Here is a 14,934-nt window from a genome sequence, read left to right as displayed (position 1 = left end):
ATAGTGATTATTTGAAGTTGATCGATAAATAACCGCGATGGTTGTGAGGGGATTTTATATCCCCTCTCCCTGTGGGAGAGGGTTAGGGTGAGGGCATAAAACGGCTCAGGCCGTAACGGTTACGCTCTGTCCTTCAAAGCTCACGGTCTGACCCGCGACAATCTTGCAGCGCTTGCGCGTTTCTACCACGCCGTCGACTTTTACCAGCCCGTCGGCGATAACGATTTTCGCCTGCGCGCCGCTTTCGCTCCAGCCTTCCAGCTTCAGCAGATCGCACAGCTCAACGTGCGGGTGTTTACCTAATGAAAAAGTCGCCATCTTACGCGTCCTCTACGTCGTGATATTCTTCGCACGCCTGCAGCGTGTTCTGAATCAGCGTTGCTACGGTCATCGGGCCTACGCCGCCCGGTACGGGGGTGATGTAAGACGCGCGCGCGGCGGCATCTTCGTACACCACGTCGCCGACCACTTTGCCGTTTTCCAGACGGTTAATCCCGACGTCCACGACAATCGCGCCCTCTTTGATCCACTCGCCCGGAATAAAGCCCGGCTTGCCGACCGCGACGATCAGCAGATCGGCGTTTTCGACGTGGTGACGCAGGTTTTTGGTGAAGCGGTGGGTCACGGTGGTGGTGCAGCCCGCCAGCAGCAGCTCCATGCTCATCGGGCGGCCCACGATGTTGGACGCACCGATAACCACGGCGTTCAGACCGTAGGTGTCGATGTTATAGCGCTCCAGCAGCGTCACAATGCCGCGCGGCGTGCACGGGCGCAGACGCGGCGCGCGCTGGCACAGGCGGCCAACGTTGTACGGATGGAAACCGTCCACGTCTTTATCCGGCGCGATACGCTCCAGCACCTTCACGTTGTCGATACCCGCCGGCAGCGGCAGCTGAACCAGAATACCGTCGATCTCTTTATCGGCATTCAGGGTGTCAATAAGTTCCAGCAGCTCTGCTTCGCTGGTGGTTTCCGGCAAATCGTAAGAGCGGGAGACGAAGCCCACCTCTTCACACGCTTTGCGCTTGCTGCCGACATAAATCTGCGATGCCGGGTTGCTGCCAACCAGCACAACGGCCAGCCCGGGGGCGCGTTTTCCGGCAGCTTTACGCGCCTTCACTTTTTCCGCGACCTCAGAGCGCACCTGCTGCGCAATCGTTTTACCGTCAATAATCTTTGCTGCCATCAGAGAGAAGATTCCGTCTGTAACGTTTGAAAGGGGGGATGGCGTGTATTTTGTCAGAAGCGAGCGTCGCTGTCAGTCACCCTTTACGCGTTTTTATCAGTGAGACGCAAAAACCCTTCTTAAGGGATGGTCAATTTCTTAGGCGGGATTAGGATGTGACCTGGCGAAATAGCAGCGTTTTGACATATTTAAAAAACGCGTCCTGAGCTACTTTGTCTCCTCCGAAATAAGCTTTCAATTAATCAATTAAACGTATTTCTTATTCCCGATTATTCGCGGGAAGGGTTATTTACATTTTAAAGGAATAGACATGAAACTCAGCAACATTGCTTCTACTGTTATTGCTACTTTGGCCCTGGTTGCAGGTGCCGCAAATGCAGCAGATCCTGCTGCGCCGGTTTCCGTAAATGGCGGTACCGTACATTTTAAAGGTGAGCTGGTTAATGCGGCTTGTTCAGTAAATACTGATTCTTCCGAGCAGACCGTTAATCTGGGTCAGTATCGTACCGCGAAATTTACCAAAGTGGGCGACACCACCTCTAATATTCCATTCAACATTGAACTGAATGATTGCGATCCGCTGGTTGCCAAAACTGCCGCTGTTGCGTTCACCGGTCAGATCGACCCAACCGACAAAACCCTTCTGGCCGTGACCTCCGGTAACAACGACAACACCGCGAAAGGCGTGGGTATCGAGATCCTCGACAGCAAATCCAGCGTTCTGACCCCAGACGGCGCGACCTTCTCTGCTGCGCAGACGCTGATCGAAGGGACCAACACCCTGAAGTTCACCGCACGTTACAAATCAACGGCTGCCACCACTGAGCCAGGCCAGGCAAACGCTGACGCCACCTTCGTAATGAAATACGAGTAATTCCTCCGCACAGGGATGTTCAGGCCTCACGGACGAGGCCCGTCATACGCTAATGCCAGGAACGAAGGATGACAAGGACTGGAACACTACTGCTGTTAACCCTTGCGATGGCTTGCCCGGCATCGGCGCATACCGTGGTGATCGAAGGTGGCAAGGTTCATCTCAGAGGTGAACTGGTGAACGGCGGCTGCGCCGTGGCGCCCGACAGCCAGAATATGCGCATCGACATGGGGCAGTACCGAACCAATTCATTTTCCGGTGTGGGCAGTTTTTCCACGGTTAACGTGCCTTTTACCGTGCGGCTGCTGGATTGCAGCGTTGATGTTTCGCGCACCGTGGGGATCCAGTTTCAGGGCGTGACGCCCGCAGAAGATCCGCAGGTCTTTCTGGCGACCTCGCGGCCGGGTGAAACGCCCGTCAGCAGCGGCGTGGGGCTGGCGCTTTTTGACGAACAGCAGCGTCAGATTATCCCAAATGCCACGGCCGTCAGCTGGCTGCCGATCGATACCCGCGAGCTCGCGTTCCATTTTAGCGCCCGCTATCGGGCTATTTCCGAACACCTCGAGCCAGGCAAAATTCAGTCGGATGTCTGGTTTACGTTGATTTATCCATAACACCTGCGAACACATTATTAAAGGTACGGTTGTGATGAATACCCTAATTAAACCAGGACTTTTTTTATCGTTTATTTTGATGATGGTTTCTGCCTGCGCAAATGCTTCCGGCGGTATTGCGCTGGGGGCCACGCGCGTTATTTATCCCGCAGAGGCGAAGCAAACGTCGCTGGCGATCACCAACAGCAACAAACAGGAACGCTATTTAATTAACGCGTGGATCGAAAATGCGAGCGGGCAAAAAGAAAAAACCTTTGCCGTCACTCCGCCCCTGTTTGTCAGCGAGCCGAACAGTGAAAACACGCTGCGTATTATTTACGCCGGGCCAGCGCTGCCTGCCGATCGCGAATCGCTCTTTTACATGAACGTGAAGGCGATCCCGTCGGTGAACAAAGCGAAAACGGAAAACAATAACGTGCTGCAGCTGGCGATCCTCTCACGCATCAAGCTGTTTGTGCGCCCGAACAACCTGGCGATGCAGCCGGAAGAGGCGCTTTCCCAGCTGCGGTTTGAGCGCGCGGGCAGCCATCTCAAAGTCAGCAACGCTTCCCCGTATTACATCACCCTCGTCAACCTGAAGCTGGGCGGGCAGCAGCTGGATAACCTGATGGTTGCGCCGAAAAGCTCGGCTCAGCAGGTGCTGCCAGCCGGTGCTGGCGGTACGCTTTCCTGGCAGAGCGTGAATGACTACGGTGCCATCACTCCGGCGCGTAGCGTCAACCTGTGAGCAGAGTCAGGGCGATGAAAAAGCACCAGAGACGTTACTGCCCGGTTGCACTGGCGCTGATGGCTGCGCTCTGGCCGCAGGCTGGCTGGAGCGAAAGTTATTTCAACCCGGCCTTCTTGTCGGACGACACCGCCAGCGTGGCGGATTTGTCGCGTTTTGAACAAGGACACCAGCAGGCACCCGGCGTTTATCGCGTGGATATCTGGCGTAACGATGAGTTTATCGGTACCCAGGACGTGCGTTTCGAGCAGGCCGAGAACACGCCGCCGGTGGCGGGCGGTTTGTCGGCGTGCATTACGCGCGCGATGCTCGATCGCTTTGGCGTCAACGTCGCGGCGTTTCCCGAGCTGGCTAAGGTGCAGGGCGACACCTGCGTTCCGTTGGCCACGGCCATACCCGGCAGCGAAACGGTATTCAATTTTGCCTCTCAGCGTCTGGACGTCAGCCTGCCGCAGGTGGCGTTGCAAAACAGCGCCCGGGGCTACATTCCGCCTGAACAGTGGGATGAAGGCATTCCCGCCGCGCTGGTGAACTACAGCTTCACCGGTAACCGGGGAAGCGAAGACGACAGCTATTATCTGAACCTGCAGAGCGGGTTGAACTATGGCGCCTGGCGTTTACGTAACAACGGCGCATGGCGGTACACGCAGAATAACGGGCAGCGGCACAGCGAGTGGCAGAATATTGGCACCTGGGCGCAGCGCACCGTCATCCCGCTCAAAAGCGAACTGGTGCTGGGCGACAGCAATACCGGGAATGACGTCTTCGACAGCATGGGTTTTCGAGGTGGGCGGCTCTTCTCGTCTGACAGCATGTACCCGGACAGCATGCAGGGCTACGCGCCGACCGTGCGGGGGATCGCCCGTACGCCTGCCAAAGTGGTGGTTCGCCAGAACGGCTACGTTATCTATCAAAGCTATGTCCAGCCGGGCGCATTTGCGATTACCGATCTTAACCCGACCTCCTCAAGCGGTGACCTGGAAGTCACGGTCGAAGAGAAAGACGGCACCCAGCAGCGCTATACCGTGCCGTACTCCACCGTGCCGCTTCTGCAGCGTGAAGGGCGCTGGAAGTATGACCTCGTTGCCGGGGATTACCGCAGCGGTAACAGCGATCAGGATACGCCGTTCTTCACTCAGGGCACCCTGATTACCGGTCTTGCCAACGGTTACACGCTCTACGGCGGGACGCAGCTGGCGTCACGCTATACCGCGGTGGCCGTCGGGGCCGGGAAAAACTTGGGCGACTGGGGCGCGGTCTCGCTCGATATCACCCACGCCCGCAGCCAGCTCGCGGACGACAGCAGGCACGAAGGGCAGTCTCTGCGCTTCCTCTACGCGAAATCCCTTAACGGCTTCGGCACTAACTTCCAGCTGCTGGGCTACCGCTACTCCACAAAAGGGTTTTACACCCTCGACGATGTCGCCTGGCGCTCAATGGAGGGCTATCAGTATGCCGAGAGCCAGAACGATAACGATGTGCCGGACGTGCAGAGCTATCACAACCTGACGTGGAATAAAAAAGGCCGCTTTCAGCTCAACGTCTCTCAGTCGCTGGGGGACTACGGCTCGGTCTATATCTCCGGTAGCGAGCAGACCTACTGGGGAACAGACGAGACGAACCTCTGGTACCAGCTGGGCTATGCGGGCGGCGTGAAGGGGATCAACTACTCCGTCTCGTGGTCGTGGAACAAATCCGTTGGGATAGACGGCACCGATCGGATCGCGTCGTTTAACGTCTCCGTGCCGTTCAGCCTCTTTACCCGTCAGGGCTATCGCCGGGACAGCGCGATTGACCGCGCCTACGCTACGGCATCCGCCAGTCGAAACAGCGATGGCGACACAAGCTGGCAAACCGGCGTCAGCGGAACGCTGCTGGAGGACCGCAACCTGAACTACAGCGTGACCCAGGGACACGCCAGCACCAACGGCGCAAGCGGAAGCGCCAGCGCCAACTGGCAGGCGACCTACGGCACGCTGGGCGTTGGCTACAACTATTCCCGCGATCAGCACGATCTCAACTGGCAGCTCTCCGGCGGGGTGGTCGGCCACGCCGACGGCGTGACCTTCAGCCAGCCGCTGGGCGACACCAACGTGCTGATCAAAGCGCCGGGAGCATCGGGCGTCAGTATTGAAAACCAGACCGGCGTGAAAACCGACTGGCGAGGCTACGCGGTGATGCCGTATGCCACCGTCTATCGCTACAACCGCGTGGCGCTGGATACCAACACCATGAGCAATAACACCGATATCGAAAACAACGTGAGCAGCGTGGTGCCGACCAAAGGCGCGCTGGTGCGCGCCAGCTTTGATACCCGCATTGGCGTGCGCGCCCTGCTGACGGTAACGCGCGGCAACCAGCCGGTGCCGTTCGGCGCGGTGGTGCGTGAGACCAAAAGCGGCGTGACCAGCATGGTGGGGGATGACGGGCAAATTTACCTGAGTGGGCTGCCGCTGGAGGGCGAACTGCTGATCCAGTGGGGCGACGGGGCGCAGTCCCAGTGTCGCGCACCTTACAGCTTATCTGAACAGAGCCTGCAACAGGCAATCACACTTAAGGGGATCGGCTGTGATTAAAACTCAACTCTTTGCCTTGTCGCTGCTGGCGCTACTGCCCGCGACAAACGCATTAGCGACCGTGTGCGTCAATGAAAAAGGCGTGCCGACGGAAGTGCATTACGACCTGACGGATAAATTCAACAGCTCGAATAACCAGATTGGGCAGGTCGTGACGCTCAGCGAGAAATCGCAGTGGGTAGGGGTGAATGCCGTCTGCCCGAAGGGCACGACCGGGAATACCACCAAGCGCAGCTATGTGACCGATTATCCGGTCACGGGGACCAGCGATGGCTATCAGTATCTGAAGCTTAACGACTATCTGGACGGGGCGATGAAAATCACGGACAGCTATGCTGGCGTGTTTTACCCGCCAAAAAGCTATATCCAGATGGGGAGCCATCCTAACGTCTCCAAAAACAAACCGTTTGGCGTTCAGGACTCCAGCCTGGTCTTCCGTCTTAAGGTGACCCGGCGTTTTATCAACATGGTGGTGATCCCGCGTGCCACCATGTTCCGCGTTTACGTCACCACTACCTCTTCCGATCCGTTAACCACGCCGGTCTATACCATCAGCTACAGCGGAACCATTCAGGTGCCGCAAAGCTGCGCCATCAATGCCGGTAACGTGGTGGAGTTTGATTTCGGCGACATTGGCGCCTCCTTGTTCAGCAAGGCGGGCGTGGGTAACAAGCCGGAGGGGGTCTCATCGCAAAGCAAAACCATCGCCATCAAATGCACCAACGTGGAGGCTAACGCCATGCTGACGATGCGGATCGAGGCGGAAAAAGTCTCTGATAATGTGCTGGTGTCGGATAACCCGGATGTGGGGTTCATCATTGCCAACGAGAGCGGGGCGCCGCTGACGCCCAACAACCTGACGAGCAAAATTCCGTTCCGTCTCGACGACAGCGCGCAGGCGCAGGTGGGGATCCGGGTCTGGCCGGTGAGCGTGACGGGCAATAAGCCAGCGGAAGGGCGCTTCACCTCGCGCGGGTATTTGCGCGTGGATTACGACTAAGGAGCCGATATGCGAAACAGGATCCGTTTTCTCACCGTAGCGCTCTTTGCGCTTTGCACGCAGGCTCAGGCGGACACCGCGTTGGGCGAGATTAATATTCGGCTCTACGGCAATATCGTCGATTTTACCTGCGTTGCCGAGGGCAGCGACAGCGACAAGGCCGTCCCGCTGGGCACCTGGCCCACGAAACAGCTCAGCACCACCGGGAGCCGCACGCAGCCGATGCCGTTTACGCTGAAGCTGACCGGCTGCCCGCCGGGCGCGGCGTCCATTACGTTTTCGGGTAAAGCCGACGGAAGCAATAGCGGCCTGCTGGCGCTGAATGACGCCAGTACTGCAAGCAATGTCGCCGTTGAGATCAGGGATGCGGATAAAACGCGGCTGGCGCTTCAGCAGGCCAGCCAGCCGGTCTCGGTTGATGCGCAGGGAAATGCGATTCTGTCATTTTATGCCAATTATATTGCCACTGCCGATAACCCTCAGCCCGGACGGGCTGATGCGGATGCCACCTTCATGATTAATTATAATTAGCACTGACCGCACTCCCTGCAGCTCAGATAAGCTGCAGGGAGTGAATTCAGGTTATAGCAGCTCGTGGGCTTTGGCGTAATCAATTAATTCCACGATGCTTTGCACACCCAGCTTGGAATAAATATTGGATTTGTGCGCGCTAATGGTCTTGTTGCTTAATAGTAGCTGTTCAGCAATTTCCTTGTTGGATAATCCATTCGCCAGATACCGTAATACCGTGACCTCGCGATTCGATAATGGCATATCTACTGCCATCCCTTTCCCTGAACCCAGGTGGTTTATAAAGTTCAGCGTTTCCGACGGGAAAAAGGAATAGCCCATCAGGATCATTTCTACGGCGTTGTAGATCTCACCTAAATCTTTTCGTTTACTGACGAAGCCATTTGCCCCGGCGCGAATGGCGCGACCCGCGTAAAATAACTCTGATTTAGACGAGAGGAACAGAACCTTAATGTTCTTGTTTAAGTTTCTGATTCTCTTAAGTAAAGCGAAAGCATCCGTGCCCGTGAGTTCAATGTCAAGGATCACCAGATCGATAGGGTGATTGCGGATACAGTCAAGGACTTCATGGCTATCGCCAGACTTGAGCTTGACTGTGATATTCTTATTTTTCTGTAGCAGGACTTCTATCGACATTCTGACGATAGGATGTTCGTCCATAATGATAACGGATGCCGGTTTCATTTTTAATGCCTCAGATTGTTAAAAGCGTTATGCAGAGTTTGGTAAAACTCTCGAAATGCCGGAAGGATATAATGTGCAGATCCCTATACCGTAGTATTTCCCTGGAAAGAGCGAAAGCATCCTTGTTTACGTAATGAAAAGAACTATGCCTCAGCGCGGTCATCTCATTAGGCTGGTGTTGGCAAAAAGGTTTTTCTTATTCATATTTGATACGCATCTTATTATACAGGGTAAGTTTTTTCCGAAAACCCTGTAAATTAATATGAGGGTATTGGTTTGTATTATCTTCTGGATCTGAATCGCTATTTTTTTAAATTTAGCGGAAATATCCTGTTATCTCATTTACCGCATTTTTTCATCTTTATGTAATAACAAAAAATAACAGATATCTCTGTATGTTGATTAATTGTTAACAAAAATACGCCTCTTTGAAAGGGACGAACCCGCAAAAGTGAGGTTGAAAATTGCCCTCGCAGGCCGTCTGACCTTCATCTGAAAGTGCTTACGCCGATCCGGATAACGGCGTCTGGTGCACAGGAGAACGTGCTGCCCGCTTTGCTTTTTACTCCTGGCAGTTGTCGCTAAGCTGCTTGTTTTTACATCATTATCATCTTGTTAACGCCTTCTGCATTCGCTTAACGGATGGAGGAAAGTGCTGCCGTTCCGCTAATCTGTGGCATTTCACAAGGTTCGCGCCCATAAATTAGGAATAGTTATAAATTCGATTATATTGTTAAAAATTAACATTTTCGCAACGCAAGTGGTAAGTAAATTCTTAAACCGCTTTAGGAAATAAGGGGTTAGGAGGTGAGTGAAAACGTGCAGTCTGAGAGGTTATTAAGAAGATGCAGCAATTCCTGGCGATGGCTTAGCCCCAGCTTTAGGAGGATGCAGCTGAGACGATAGATAATGCGGCTATAGGGGCTATTCTGCATAAGGGCAATCTGACGCAATGTCTTGCCCCGGGAAAGCTCCTGCAGAATGGGCCATTCGTTGCGCGAGAACCAGTCTTTCTCGGTACCCGGCGGAGGGAGGGGATCCTGCAGGCTGTGCTGGAGCGCGGCGGCGTTCAGCTGACGTTCGAGCACATGAAAGGGACCTGCCGCTTTGCAGAAGAGGCGGGTGTCGTAATTATCGGCCCGGACCAACAGCCAGGGCGTCAGGAACGGAGAAAACAGGCTATGCCGTCTCAACTGATCCAGTTTCTCCAGAAGCCCCGTGGATCGGCTTTCAATATCCACGACCAGACGGGCTGAGGGCCACTGCGTCTGAGCGATAAGGGCGTCGTCCAGCGTGGCGTAGTCGCAGCAGCTGCTCAGGGGAAACTGCCCGTGGAGAAAACCGGTGCGCAGGTAGTGATCCTCCGTCACCAGAAGGATAAACGGGGCGTCGGTTTTGCGGGGCTGGCTGATGGACTGGCTCAAAAATTCGAGCCGGTCGAAAAAGGGGGGAGCAAAAGGTGAGCGCGTAAATCCCAGTGCATCACTTCCTGTACGCCGCCGCCGGTAACGGCGCACTGTCATTCGCATGGTCTCCCTCCTGGAAATGGCTTTTTAATCCTCCGGCCATGTCCAGGACGGCCAGTAATATCCCTGGCCGAGGTCTGCGCCTGCCTGCAGTGCCCAGGTACGATCGCGTTCAGTCTCAATACCTTCAATAAGCACTTTCCCGGCAAGCTGAAAGCAAAGGGAAACCAGTTGCCTCAGCGCAGGGGTGTCGCGTAAACGCCAGAATGCTTCCTTATCTATTTTGATGCCGCTTAACGGGAGTCGGCAGGATAAAAACGACTGCACTGTGACGTCATCCACGTCATCAAGCCAGATAGCGTGTCCCTGTTTGCAAAGTTGCCGCAAATTTTGAACGACATGCTGCTTCTCTACGAGGGAAAGCGCCAAAAAGGACGCGAGGTCGACAATCTCAATATTGAGCGGCACGCCTGGCAACCGGATAAGTCGCTGAAAAGACGCGGGCTCTGTCAGGACGGTTATCGGCAGATTAATAAAAAGATTATGACCGTGCGGCGTATTTTTTAACGCGGCAAGCTGCGCTTCAAGCAGCGTTATCGACCACTCTGCGGAGCGATCGCAAAAAAAGTTCTCGCTGTCCCGCGTGTCGGACAGAACGCTAAGGACCTCCACGCCAACCTGGCGCAAGGAGGAAAGGGCGACGATGGGCTCAAGCTTAATGCCGACGATGTCCTGAGAAATGTACTGTAACCGGGGGGGCGTATCGATCAGGTTTTGCGCTGTCACTCCATTGTCCTGTTGTCTGTCAGCCTCCAGGCGGCCGGGATACCTGACTCTAGTGTGACGAGCTGACGGTCAGGAAAACAGCAGGCGTTACTTAAATGCAACTAAGCCTTTTCGCAGCGCTAAATTTTACGGTGAAACAGGACGAAATGTTGAGAAAATAGCCGTATTTACAATCGGCTAGCGGTAATTGGCCCTGAAAACGGAAAAGGCATTGACTCACCTGCCATTGACCGTATAATTCTTCGCGTTTCACCACCGCGAAGTACACGCATATCAGTGCGCCCTTAGCTCAGTTGGATAGAGCAACGGCCTTCTAAGCCGTAGGTCGTAGGTTCGAATCCTACAGGGCGTGCCATTTAAAAACAGGCGCTTACGCCAGTTTCAAACCAGCCTGATTTTCTCCTTGTGTCGTATTTGTGTCATGGTTGCCAAAAATGGCATCTATTTTCCGTGCGTGTTCGCTTAAATGGTTCGGTGCCAGGTGTGCATAACGACGGACCATTTCGATCGACTCCCAGCCACCCATTTCCTGCAGAACGGACAGTGGTACGCCGGACTGAATTAACCAGCTCGCCCAGGTATGCCGGAGGTCGTGAAAACGGAAGTCCTCTATACCCGCTTTTGCCAGGCCAATTCGCCAGGCGCTGTTATCGTCCACGCGCATCTTCCGGACCGCCGGAGTGACAGTTTTATCCGGGCGCGTCGATGGTTTCGTGTGAACGAATACCCACCTGGAACTTTTCCCGATCTGATCCCTTAACACCCTGCATGCGGTATCATTCAGAGCTACGCCGATAGCTTTGCCCGCCTTCGCGTTCTCCGGATTTACCCATGCAACCTTTCTCTGCATATCGACCTGCTGCCACTCCAGATCAATGATGTTGGAGCGGCGCAGGCCGGTTGCCAGCGCAAATATCACCACCGGCTTTATCGACTCCGGCATGCAGGCGATAAGCCGTTCTGCCTCTTCCCTGGTCAGCCAGCGGATGCGTTTGCTGATTGGCTTTTTGGTCTTAATGACGGGGGCCGACTTTATCCATCCCCAGTCATTGGCTGCAGTTTTCAGCAGCGATCGCATAAAAGAAAGGTGCTGGCTCTTTGTAGCCTGGCTTACTGGCTTTTCAGTGTACGGCGGCGGCTCCTTTCCCCGGCGTATAGCAGCGTCCCGGCGTGACTCCCACACCTGGATGTGCTTGCGGTTGACCATCTTCGAAACTGCTTCGTTTACCTGGTCCGCCGTGATGGTCGAAATATCCCGGCCGGAGAAATGCCGAAGGAAGTATTCGATTTTGGTCTTATCGTCATCGAGGGATCGCTTATGCTCTTTCTCACGGATCCACCTGATGCAACATTCCTCAAACGTCCTCGTCGGCAGTTCCCCGATTTTATCCACCCGCCACGCTTCAGCCTTCAGCTTGTCGTGCAGCTCCTGCGCTTGTTTCTTGTCCCCCGTGCCAAGAGATCGTCTAATTCTTTTCCCTGACGGCGTAACGAAATGACAGTGCCAGACGCCGCCTCTGAGGGTGATTGACATAAAATTTCTCCTTTATGTTCACCCGCGCTCGCGGAAACAGGATCGCGCGGGTCATGTAAATACGCAATACAGGCGACGTCGGTCGTGCGGTATTTGTTCCCGATCTTCTTCCCGGCGAGCTGGCCGGAGTCGATGAGACGGTAGACAGTCCTCGGAGAGACCTTCAGGAGTTTTGCCGCCTTCTGCGCAGTGAGTGGCTCTGCTGTAACCATTCCCCCTCCTATGACATCGTTTTATAAAACTGCGGCTGGTCTGGCGTGGCCGCGCGCAATTCGTATTCGTAATGGATCTGATAAGTGCCGCCGTCCCATGCGACATATACCCGAGCCTTATCGTTTTCCGGCTCCAGCAGGGTTTCGACTATCCCCGTCAGTCCGCCTTTCTTCTTCTGGACTATTGCTCCCACATTAAAAGCAGCCATTGCACACCTTCCGGTTCGTGAAGAAATGAGATGAGAGCGCCCAGCGCCATAAGTGCGGCGATGAGCCAGGTCATGGGGTTTTAATGCATAGGGCGCTCCTGCTGTTAAGCGGTTAGCGGATATCGATATCGGGGATGATTACTGAAGGTTTGAAGGTGACTCGATAATGGTTCACGCTGGCGTTCGTGCCGCTCAGATCTTCCATGAACCAGGTCACGTTATCTGACAGGCCGAGCATGTGCTTCTTGTAGATGCCAGGACCGGTCTTGCAGATGACGCCCAGGGTACGATCGGTGCTGGTGTTGTCTTTGGAGCAAAGCCCGGTGATCTCCAGCATGAATTCGCCGGTAATTCCGTTATAAAAAACAAAGCGACGCTGTGCTTCGAAATTGTCAGCGGCTTTGCTGACGTTACGGCTGGCCACATCCGCATCATTAACATCACACGCCGACAGCGCCAGAACAGCCAGTAGCAGTAAACCTTTTTTCATTTTGTCACCTGTAAAAAGAAGCCCGGCGCGGGGCCGGGCAAAAGGGATTACGTGGCAGTGCTTTCGCACCCAATAGCCAGCTCATAACTGGCTATCAGTTGCGTCAATGCATAAGACCAAGGTCATAGTTGAGGTGCTCAAGACATTCCCGGTCTTGCTCGAAACAGTAGTCATAGCGCGCTTGCCATCCGTGATATTCGCGAACCAGTTGCCACTTCCAGCCGCCGTCGTGCTTGACTCGGCGGACCTTTCGCTTAACGATGGCATCCTGGTCGAAAATCACTCCCCAGCCTGAACCAATGCCATTGCGTAGCACGTCCAAATCAACCTCGATAACGCGGAAAAGCTTCGGTAGCCTCGGTAACTCTTCAATCCGCATCATTCCTCCTTACGCCGCACGCTGAGCGCGCAGCTTCTTCAGGTGTTCTGCTGTTTCGATTTCTTCTGCGATCCGCTCGGCCTGTGCTTTGGTCAGCGGTTCGAATTCATGTTGAAAGCGGCCCATGCTGGCGATGCAGGTGCGACCGTTGCGGATGTAGTGGATGACTTCGTGGGTAGCCCGGAGGATTTTGCAGGGTGCGCCGTGGGGATCGGCGTACCAGGTATTAGGCTGGATTATCCTGAACATTGGGCACCACCTTAAATTCGATTACCCAGACCCAAGGGTTGGCTTTCCAACTTTCTTCGCCGTAGATGGATTCCCACAGCTGCGCAAAGTTGTCATATGGAGTCCATACTTCACCGCCGCTATCCGGATCAGAGTATGTTGGCCGCCATCCGGTAAGTTCCATGCCTTCAGCCTGCGCATCTTCCTGGCTGATAGAGTTCAAGCGCTGCACGCGCACGCCGGTAACTTCCAGCAGAATGCGACAGGCTGCGCGAGGCATATGGATAGATGGCTTCCAGCGTATTTCATCAGCCGGCGGCACATTCTCGTAATGAGTTGGAACGTGCTCAGGGTAATTCGCGCGATAAAGTTTCAGGTCCGGCGCGCCAGCTCCAGCTTCTGCCCACGTTTCGCGCACCCAGATGCGATCGCCGACGGCACCGAATGGGCAGCTATAACCTTCATTCTCATCAGCAACGCCAAATACATCTTTCTTAGCAGGCTGCAGGTATCCGTTTTTATCGACCACGCCAGGCGTGTACCAGTGGGCGTTTAAATCCAGATCGTAACCGTTATGTGTTGGGTGGAAACCATCAGACGGCTGAACCTTCATGATGCGCCGCGTCTGCGTCTTCCTGCCGTCGAGGATGGCGCGCACCATCTCTCCGTTAAAAATCATTCCGCGCTCTTTCACTGGATCCCCCTCTGTTTATTCCTCAACTCGATGACGACCTGGCACTCAGCGCAGGTCTGGCAGCCGGGAACGGCAGAGCGCCGCGGCGCCGGGATATCCTCGCCGCACTCCGCGCAATGCTCAGCTGATACGGCGTTGCGGTCGATGCGGTGAGCGGAAAGGGCAGCGTTACGCTGAAGCTCTTCAATCTCTGCTGCGGTATCGATGATGTCAGCCATGATCACTCCTCCCCAAGAGCCTTGCTGATGGCAGCACGAGCCATGTCTGTGTATTTGTCACCAAGAACAACATAGCCGCGAGTCTGCAGCTCAATGATTGATTGCAAAGCTTCGAGCAAATCAGGAGCTGCTGCTATCAGGCTGCCGTTATTATCCTCACGCCCGTTAACGACAAGCTCTGCTATGAGGCCTTCAGGCTTACTTACCACCTCGCCGCGAGCATGGCTGTAATTCCATTCGCCAGGCGTACCCTTAAACTCTTTCATAATCACTACTCCTGAAACTGTCGGTTAATTCGGTTGAATGTGAACGCCAGCAATAAAAAAGGCCGCTTTAGCGACCTGGTTATTTGCGATGTCATGGCTGTATCCACCCTTTACCTTTGACGTGCTGAATAACGCCAAGCTTCCTGAGCGACTGGAGTCGGCGATCAAGGATGCGGAAGACGTCCATCGGGTGCTTTCCTTCTGCTTCAGCAATGACGAGGCACTCCTGCCTGACGGAAGGGCTGAATAGCTCAGAAAAA

At 54.7% G+C, this 14,934-nt stretch carries 21 protein-coding genes and 1 tRNA gene; 8 read left to right on the top strand and 14 right to left on the bottom strand.

Going from position 1 to position 14,934, the window contains the following annotated elements:
- Positions 1-105: 105 nt before the first annotated feature.
- Positions 106-318: a ribosome-associated protein YbcJ gene (gene ybcJ, locus AC27FC_RS08915; protein WP_023334767.1), complete on the bottom strand. Its 213-nt coding sequence runs from the start codon at positions 316-318 to the stop codon at positions 106-108.
- A gap of 1 nt (position 319) precedes the next feature.
- A complete protein-coding gene (gene folD / locus AC27FC_RS08910) occupies positions 320-1,186 on the bottom strand; it encodes a bifunctional methylenetetrahydrofolate dehydrogenase/methenyltetrahydrofolate cyclohydrolase FolD (RefSeq protein WP_008499332.1) in 867 nt (288 codons plus the stop codon).
- A 310-nt stretch (positions 1,187-1,496) separates the two neighbouring features.
- Here folD and fimA point away from each other — a divergent pair, with 310 nt between their 5' ends.
- The 6 genes from fimA to sfmF all read left to right on the top strand — a co-directional run bounded on the left by fimA (position 1,497) and on the right by sfmF (position 7,508).
- Positions 1,497-2,060 carry a type 1 fimbrial major subunit FimA gene (fimA, locus tag AC27FC_RS08905; protein WP_023310641.1) on the top strand — a complete coding sequence of 188 codons (564 nt, stop codon included), beginning with the start codon at positions 1,497-1,499 and terminating at the stop codon, positions 2,058-2,060.
- Between the two features lie 68 nt (positions 2,061-2,128).
- Positions 2,129-2,674 (top strand): type 1 fimbrial protein subunit FimI, encoded by a 546-nt coding sequence (fimI, locus tag AC27FC_RS08900; protein WP_023310642.1) that lies wholly within the window; start codon positions 2,129-2,131, stop codon positions 2,672-2,674.
- Positions 2,675-2,708: 34 nt separating this feature from the next.
- On the top strand, positions 2,709-3,401 hold the full coding sequence (gene fimC / locus AC27FC_RS08895) for a type 1 fimbria chaperone FimC (RefSeq protein ID WP_032661434.1): 693 nt from the start codon (positions 2,709-2,711) through the stop codon (positions 3,399-3,401).
- A gap of 14 nt (positions 3,402-3,415) precedes the next feature.
- Positions 3,416-5,977: a fimbrial biogenesis usher protein gene (locus tag AC27FC_RS08890; RefSeq protein ID WP_232959871.1), complete on the top strand. Its 2,562-nt coding sequence runs from the start codon at positions 3,416-3,418 to the stop codon at positions 5,975-5,977.
- Positions 5,970-6,977 carry a type 1 fimbria D-mannose specific adhesin FimH gene (gene fimH / locus AC27FC_RS08885; RefSeq protein ID WP_232959873.1) on the top strand — a complete coding sequence of 336 codons (1,008 nt, stop codon included), beginning with the start codon at positions 5,970-5,972 and terminating at the stop codon, positions 6,975-6,977. Before AC27FC_RS08890 ends, fimH begins: the two co-directional genes overlap by 8 nt.
- 9 nt (positions 6,978-6,986) lie before the next feature.
- The gene (gene sfmF / locus AC27FC_RS08880) at positions 6,987-7,508 is read left to right on the top strand and encodes a fimbria assembly protein (protein ID WP_033144827.1); all 522 of its coding nucleotides are present in this window, start codon (positions 6,987-6,989) and stop codon (positions 7,506-7,508) included.
- A gap of 51 nt (positions 7,509-7,559) precedes the next feature.
- Here the strand turns inward: sfmF and fimZ are convergent, their stop codons facing one another.
- From fimZ to AC27FC_RS08865, 3 genes are all read right to left on the bottom strand, one after another.
- Complete coding sequence (gene fimZ, locus AC27FC_RS08875; protein WP_033144828.1) at positions 7,560-8,192, bottom strand: fimbria biosynthesis transcriptional regulator FimZ; 633 nt, start codon at positions 8,190-8,192, stop codon at positions 7,560-7,562.
- Between the two features lie 800 nt (positions 8,193-8,992).
- Positions 8,993-9,721 carry a helix-turn-helix transcriptional regulator gene (locus AC27FC_RS08870; RefSeq protein WP_487160028.1) on the bottom strand — a complete coding sequence of 243 codons (729 nt, stop codon included), beginning with the start codon at positions 9,719-9,721 and terminating at the stop codon, positions 8,993-8,995.
- 24 nt (positions 9,722-9,745) lie between these two features.
- Positions 9,746-10,444 carry an EAL domain-containing protein gene (locus AC27FC_RS08865; RefSeq protein WP_033144830.1) on the bottom strand — a complete coding sequence of 233 codons (699 nt, stop codon included), beginning with the start codon at positions 10,442-10,444 and terminating at the stop codon, positions 9,746-9,748.
- A gap of 278 nt (positions 10,445-10,722) precedes the next feature.
- Between AC27FC_RS08865 and AC27FC_RS08860 the strand changes: the two genes are divergently transcribed.
- A tRNA-Arg gene (locus AC27FC_RS08860) sits at positions 10,723-10,799 on the top strand.
- A gap of 15 nt (positions 10,800-10,814) precedes the next feature.
- Here AC27FC_RS08860 and AC27FC_RS08855 read toward each other — a convergent pair.
- The 9 genes from AC27FC_RS08855 to AC27FC_RS08815 form a co-directional block, all read right to left on the bottom strand.
- A complete protein-coding gene (locus AC27FC_RS08855; protein ID WP_233441314.1) occupies positions 10,815-11,972 on the bottom strand; it encodes a tyrosine-type recombinase/integrase in 1,158 nt (385 codons plus the stop codon).
- Positions 11,855-12,190 (bottom strand): helix-turn-helix domain-containing protein, encoded by a 336-nt coding sequence (locus tag AC27FC_RS08850; RefSeq protein ID WP_072058545.1) that lies wholly within the window; start codon positions 12,188-12,190, stop codon positions 11,855-11,857. Before AC27FC_RS08850 ends, AC27FC_RS08855 begins: the two co-directional genes overlap by 118 nt.
- Positions 12,191-12,198: 8 nt before the next feature.
- Positions 12,199-12,399, bottom strand: coding sequence for a hypothetical protein (locus AC27FC_RS08845; protein WP_487160026.1), 201 nt, complete (start codon positions 12,397-12,399; stop codon positions 12,199-12,201).
- A gap of 112 nt (positions 12,400-12,511) precedes the next feature.
- A complete protein-coding gene (locus AC27FC_RS08840) occupies positions 12,512-12,889 on the bottom strand; it encodes a beta-sandwich lipoprotein (RefSeq protein ID WP_062932836.1) in 378 nt (125 codons plus the stop codon).
- Between the two features lie 103 nt (positions 12,890-12,992).
- Positions 12,993-13,271, bottom strand: a complete 279-nt coding sequence (locus AC27FC_RS08835) for a hypothetical protein (protein ID WP_232960051.1) — start codon at positions 13,269-13,271, stop codon at positions 12,993-12,995.
- 6 nt (positions 13,272-13,277) lie between these two features.
- The gene (locus tag AC27FC_RS08830; protein WP_032103556.1) at positions 13,278-13,517 is read right to left on the bottom strand and encodes a DUF4222 domain-containing protein; all 240 of its coding nucleotides are present in this window, start codon (positions 13,515-13,517) and stop codon (positions 13,278-13,280) included.
- A complete protein-coding gene (locus AC27FC_RS08825) occupies positions 13,495-14,190 on the bottom strand; it encodes an ASCH domain-containing protein (RefSeq protein ID WP_232960048.1) in 696 nt (231 codons plus the stop codon). The genes AC27FC_RS08830 and AC27FC_RS08825 overlap by 23 nt, the downstream gene beginning before the upstream one ends.
- Entirely contained in the window at positions 14,187-14,408 is a 222-nt protein-coding gene (locus AC27FC_RS08820) for a TraR/DksA family transcriptional regulator (protein WP_487160024.1), read from the bottom strand. The genes AC27FC_RS08825 and AC27FC_RS08820 overlap by 4 nt, the downstream gene beginning before the upstream one ends.
- Before the next feature lie 2 nt (positions 14,409-14,410).
- Positions 14,411-14,674 carry a hypothetical protein gene (locus tag AC27FC_RS08815; RefSeq protein ID WP_232960044.1) on the bottom strand — a complete coding sequence of 88 codons (264 nt, stop codon included), beginning with the start codon at positions 14,672-14,674 and terminating at the stop codon, positions 14,411-14,413.
- 88 nt (positions 14,675-14,762) lie between these two features.
- Here AC27FC_RS08815 and AC27FC_RS08810 point away from each other — a divergent pair, with 88 nt between their 5' ends.
- Positions 14,763-14,924, top strand: a complete 162-nt coding sequence (locus AC27FC_RS08810; protein ID WP_487160022.1) for a hypothetical protein — start codon at positions 14,763-14,765, stop codon at positions 14,922-14,924.
- The last annotated feature ends 10 nt before the right edge of the window (positions 14,925-14,934 follow it).

Source organism: Enterobacter sp. C3_dUdeg (assembly GCF_057536195.1).
Note: the sequence above shows the minus strand (reverse complement) of the source record. Positions and strands in the feature narration are given on the sequence as shown.

Bases quoted from the DNA above. Each gene is read 5' to 3' on its own strand.
- AC27FC_RS08845 (WP_487160026.1), bottom strand. From the start codon at position 12,399: ATGGCTGCTTTTAATGTGGGAGCAATAGTCCAGAAGAAGAAAGGCGGA.
- AC27FC_RS08840 (WP_062932836.1), bottom strand. From the start codon at position 12,889: ATGAAAAAAGGTTTACTGCTACTGGCTGTTCTGGCGCTGTCGGCGTGT.
- ybcJ (WP_023334767.1), bottom strand. From the start codon at position 318: ATGGCGACTTTTTCATTAGGTAAACACCCGCACGTTGAGCTGTGCGAT.
- sfmF (WP_033144827.1), top strand. From the start codon at position 6,987: ATGCGAAACAGGATCCGTTTTCTCACCGTAGCGCTCTTTGCGCTTTGC.
- fimI (WP_023310642.1), top strand. From the start codon at position 2,129: ATGACAAGGACTGGAACACTACTGCTGTTAACCCTTGCGATGGCTTGC.
- AC27FC_RS08820 (WP_487160024.1), bottom strand. From the start codon at position 14,408: ATGGCTGACATCATCGATACCGCAGCAGAGATTGAAGAGCTTCAGCGT.
- fimA (WP_023310641.1), top strand. From the start codon at position 1,497: ATGAAACTCAGCAACATTGCTTCTACTGTTATTGCTACTTTGGCCCTG.
- AC27FC_RS08830 (WP_032103556.1), bottom strand. From the start codon at position 13,517: ATGTTCAGGATAATCCAGCCTAATACCTGGTACGCCGATCCCCACGGC.
- AC27FC_RS08850 (WP_072058545.1), bottom strand. From the start codon at position 12,190: ATGGTTACAGCAGAGCCACTCACTGCGCAGAAGGCGGCAAAACTCCTG.
- folD (WP_008499332.1), bottom strand. From the start codon at position 1,186: ATGGCAGCAAAGATTATTGACGGTAAAACGATTGCGCAGCAGGTGCGC.
- AC27FC_RS08815 (WP_232960044.1), bottom strand. From the start codon at position 14,674: ATGAAAGAGTTTAAGGGTACGCCTGGCGAATGGAATTACAGCCATGCT.
- AC27FC_RS08870 (WP_487160028.1), bottom strand. From the start codon at position 9,721: ATGCGAATGACAGTGCGCCGTTACCGGCGGCGGCGTACAGGAAGTGAT.
- AC27FC_RS08890 (WP_232959871.1), top strand. From the start codon at position 3,416: ATGAAAAAGCACCAGAGACGTTACTGCCCGGTTGCACTGGCGCTGATG.
- fimZ (WP_033144828.1), bottom strand. From the start codon at position 8,192: ATGAAACCGGCATCCGTTATCATTATGGACGAACATCCTATCGTCAGA.
- AC27FC_RS08835 (WP_232960051.1), bottom strand. From the start codon at position 13,271: ATGATGCGGATTGAAGAGTTACCGAGGCTACCGAAGCTTTTCCGCGTT.
- AC27FC_RS08810 (WP_487160022.1), top strand. From the start codon at position 14,763: ATGTCATGGCTGTATCCACCCTTTACCTTTGACGTGCTGAATAACGCC.
- fimC (WP_032661434.1), top strand. From the start codon at position 2,709: ATGAATACCCTAATTAAACCAGGACTTTTTTTATCGTTTATTTTGATG.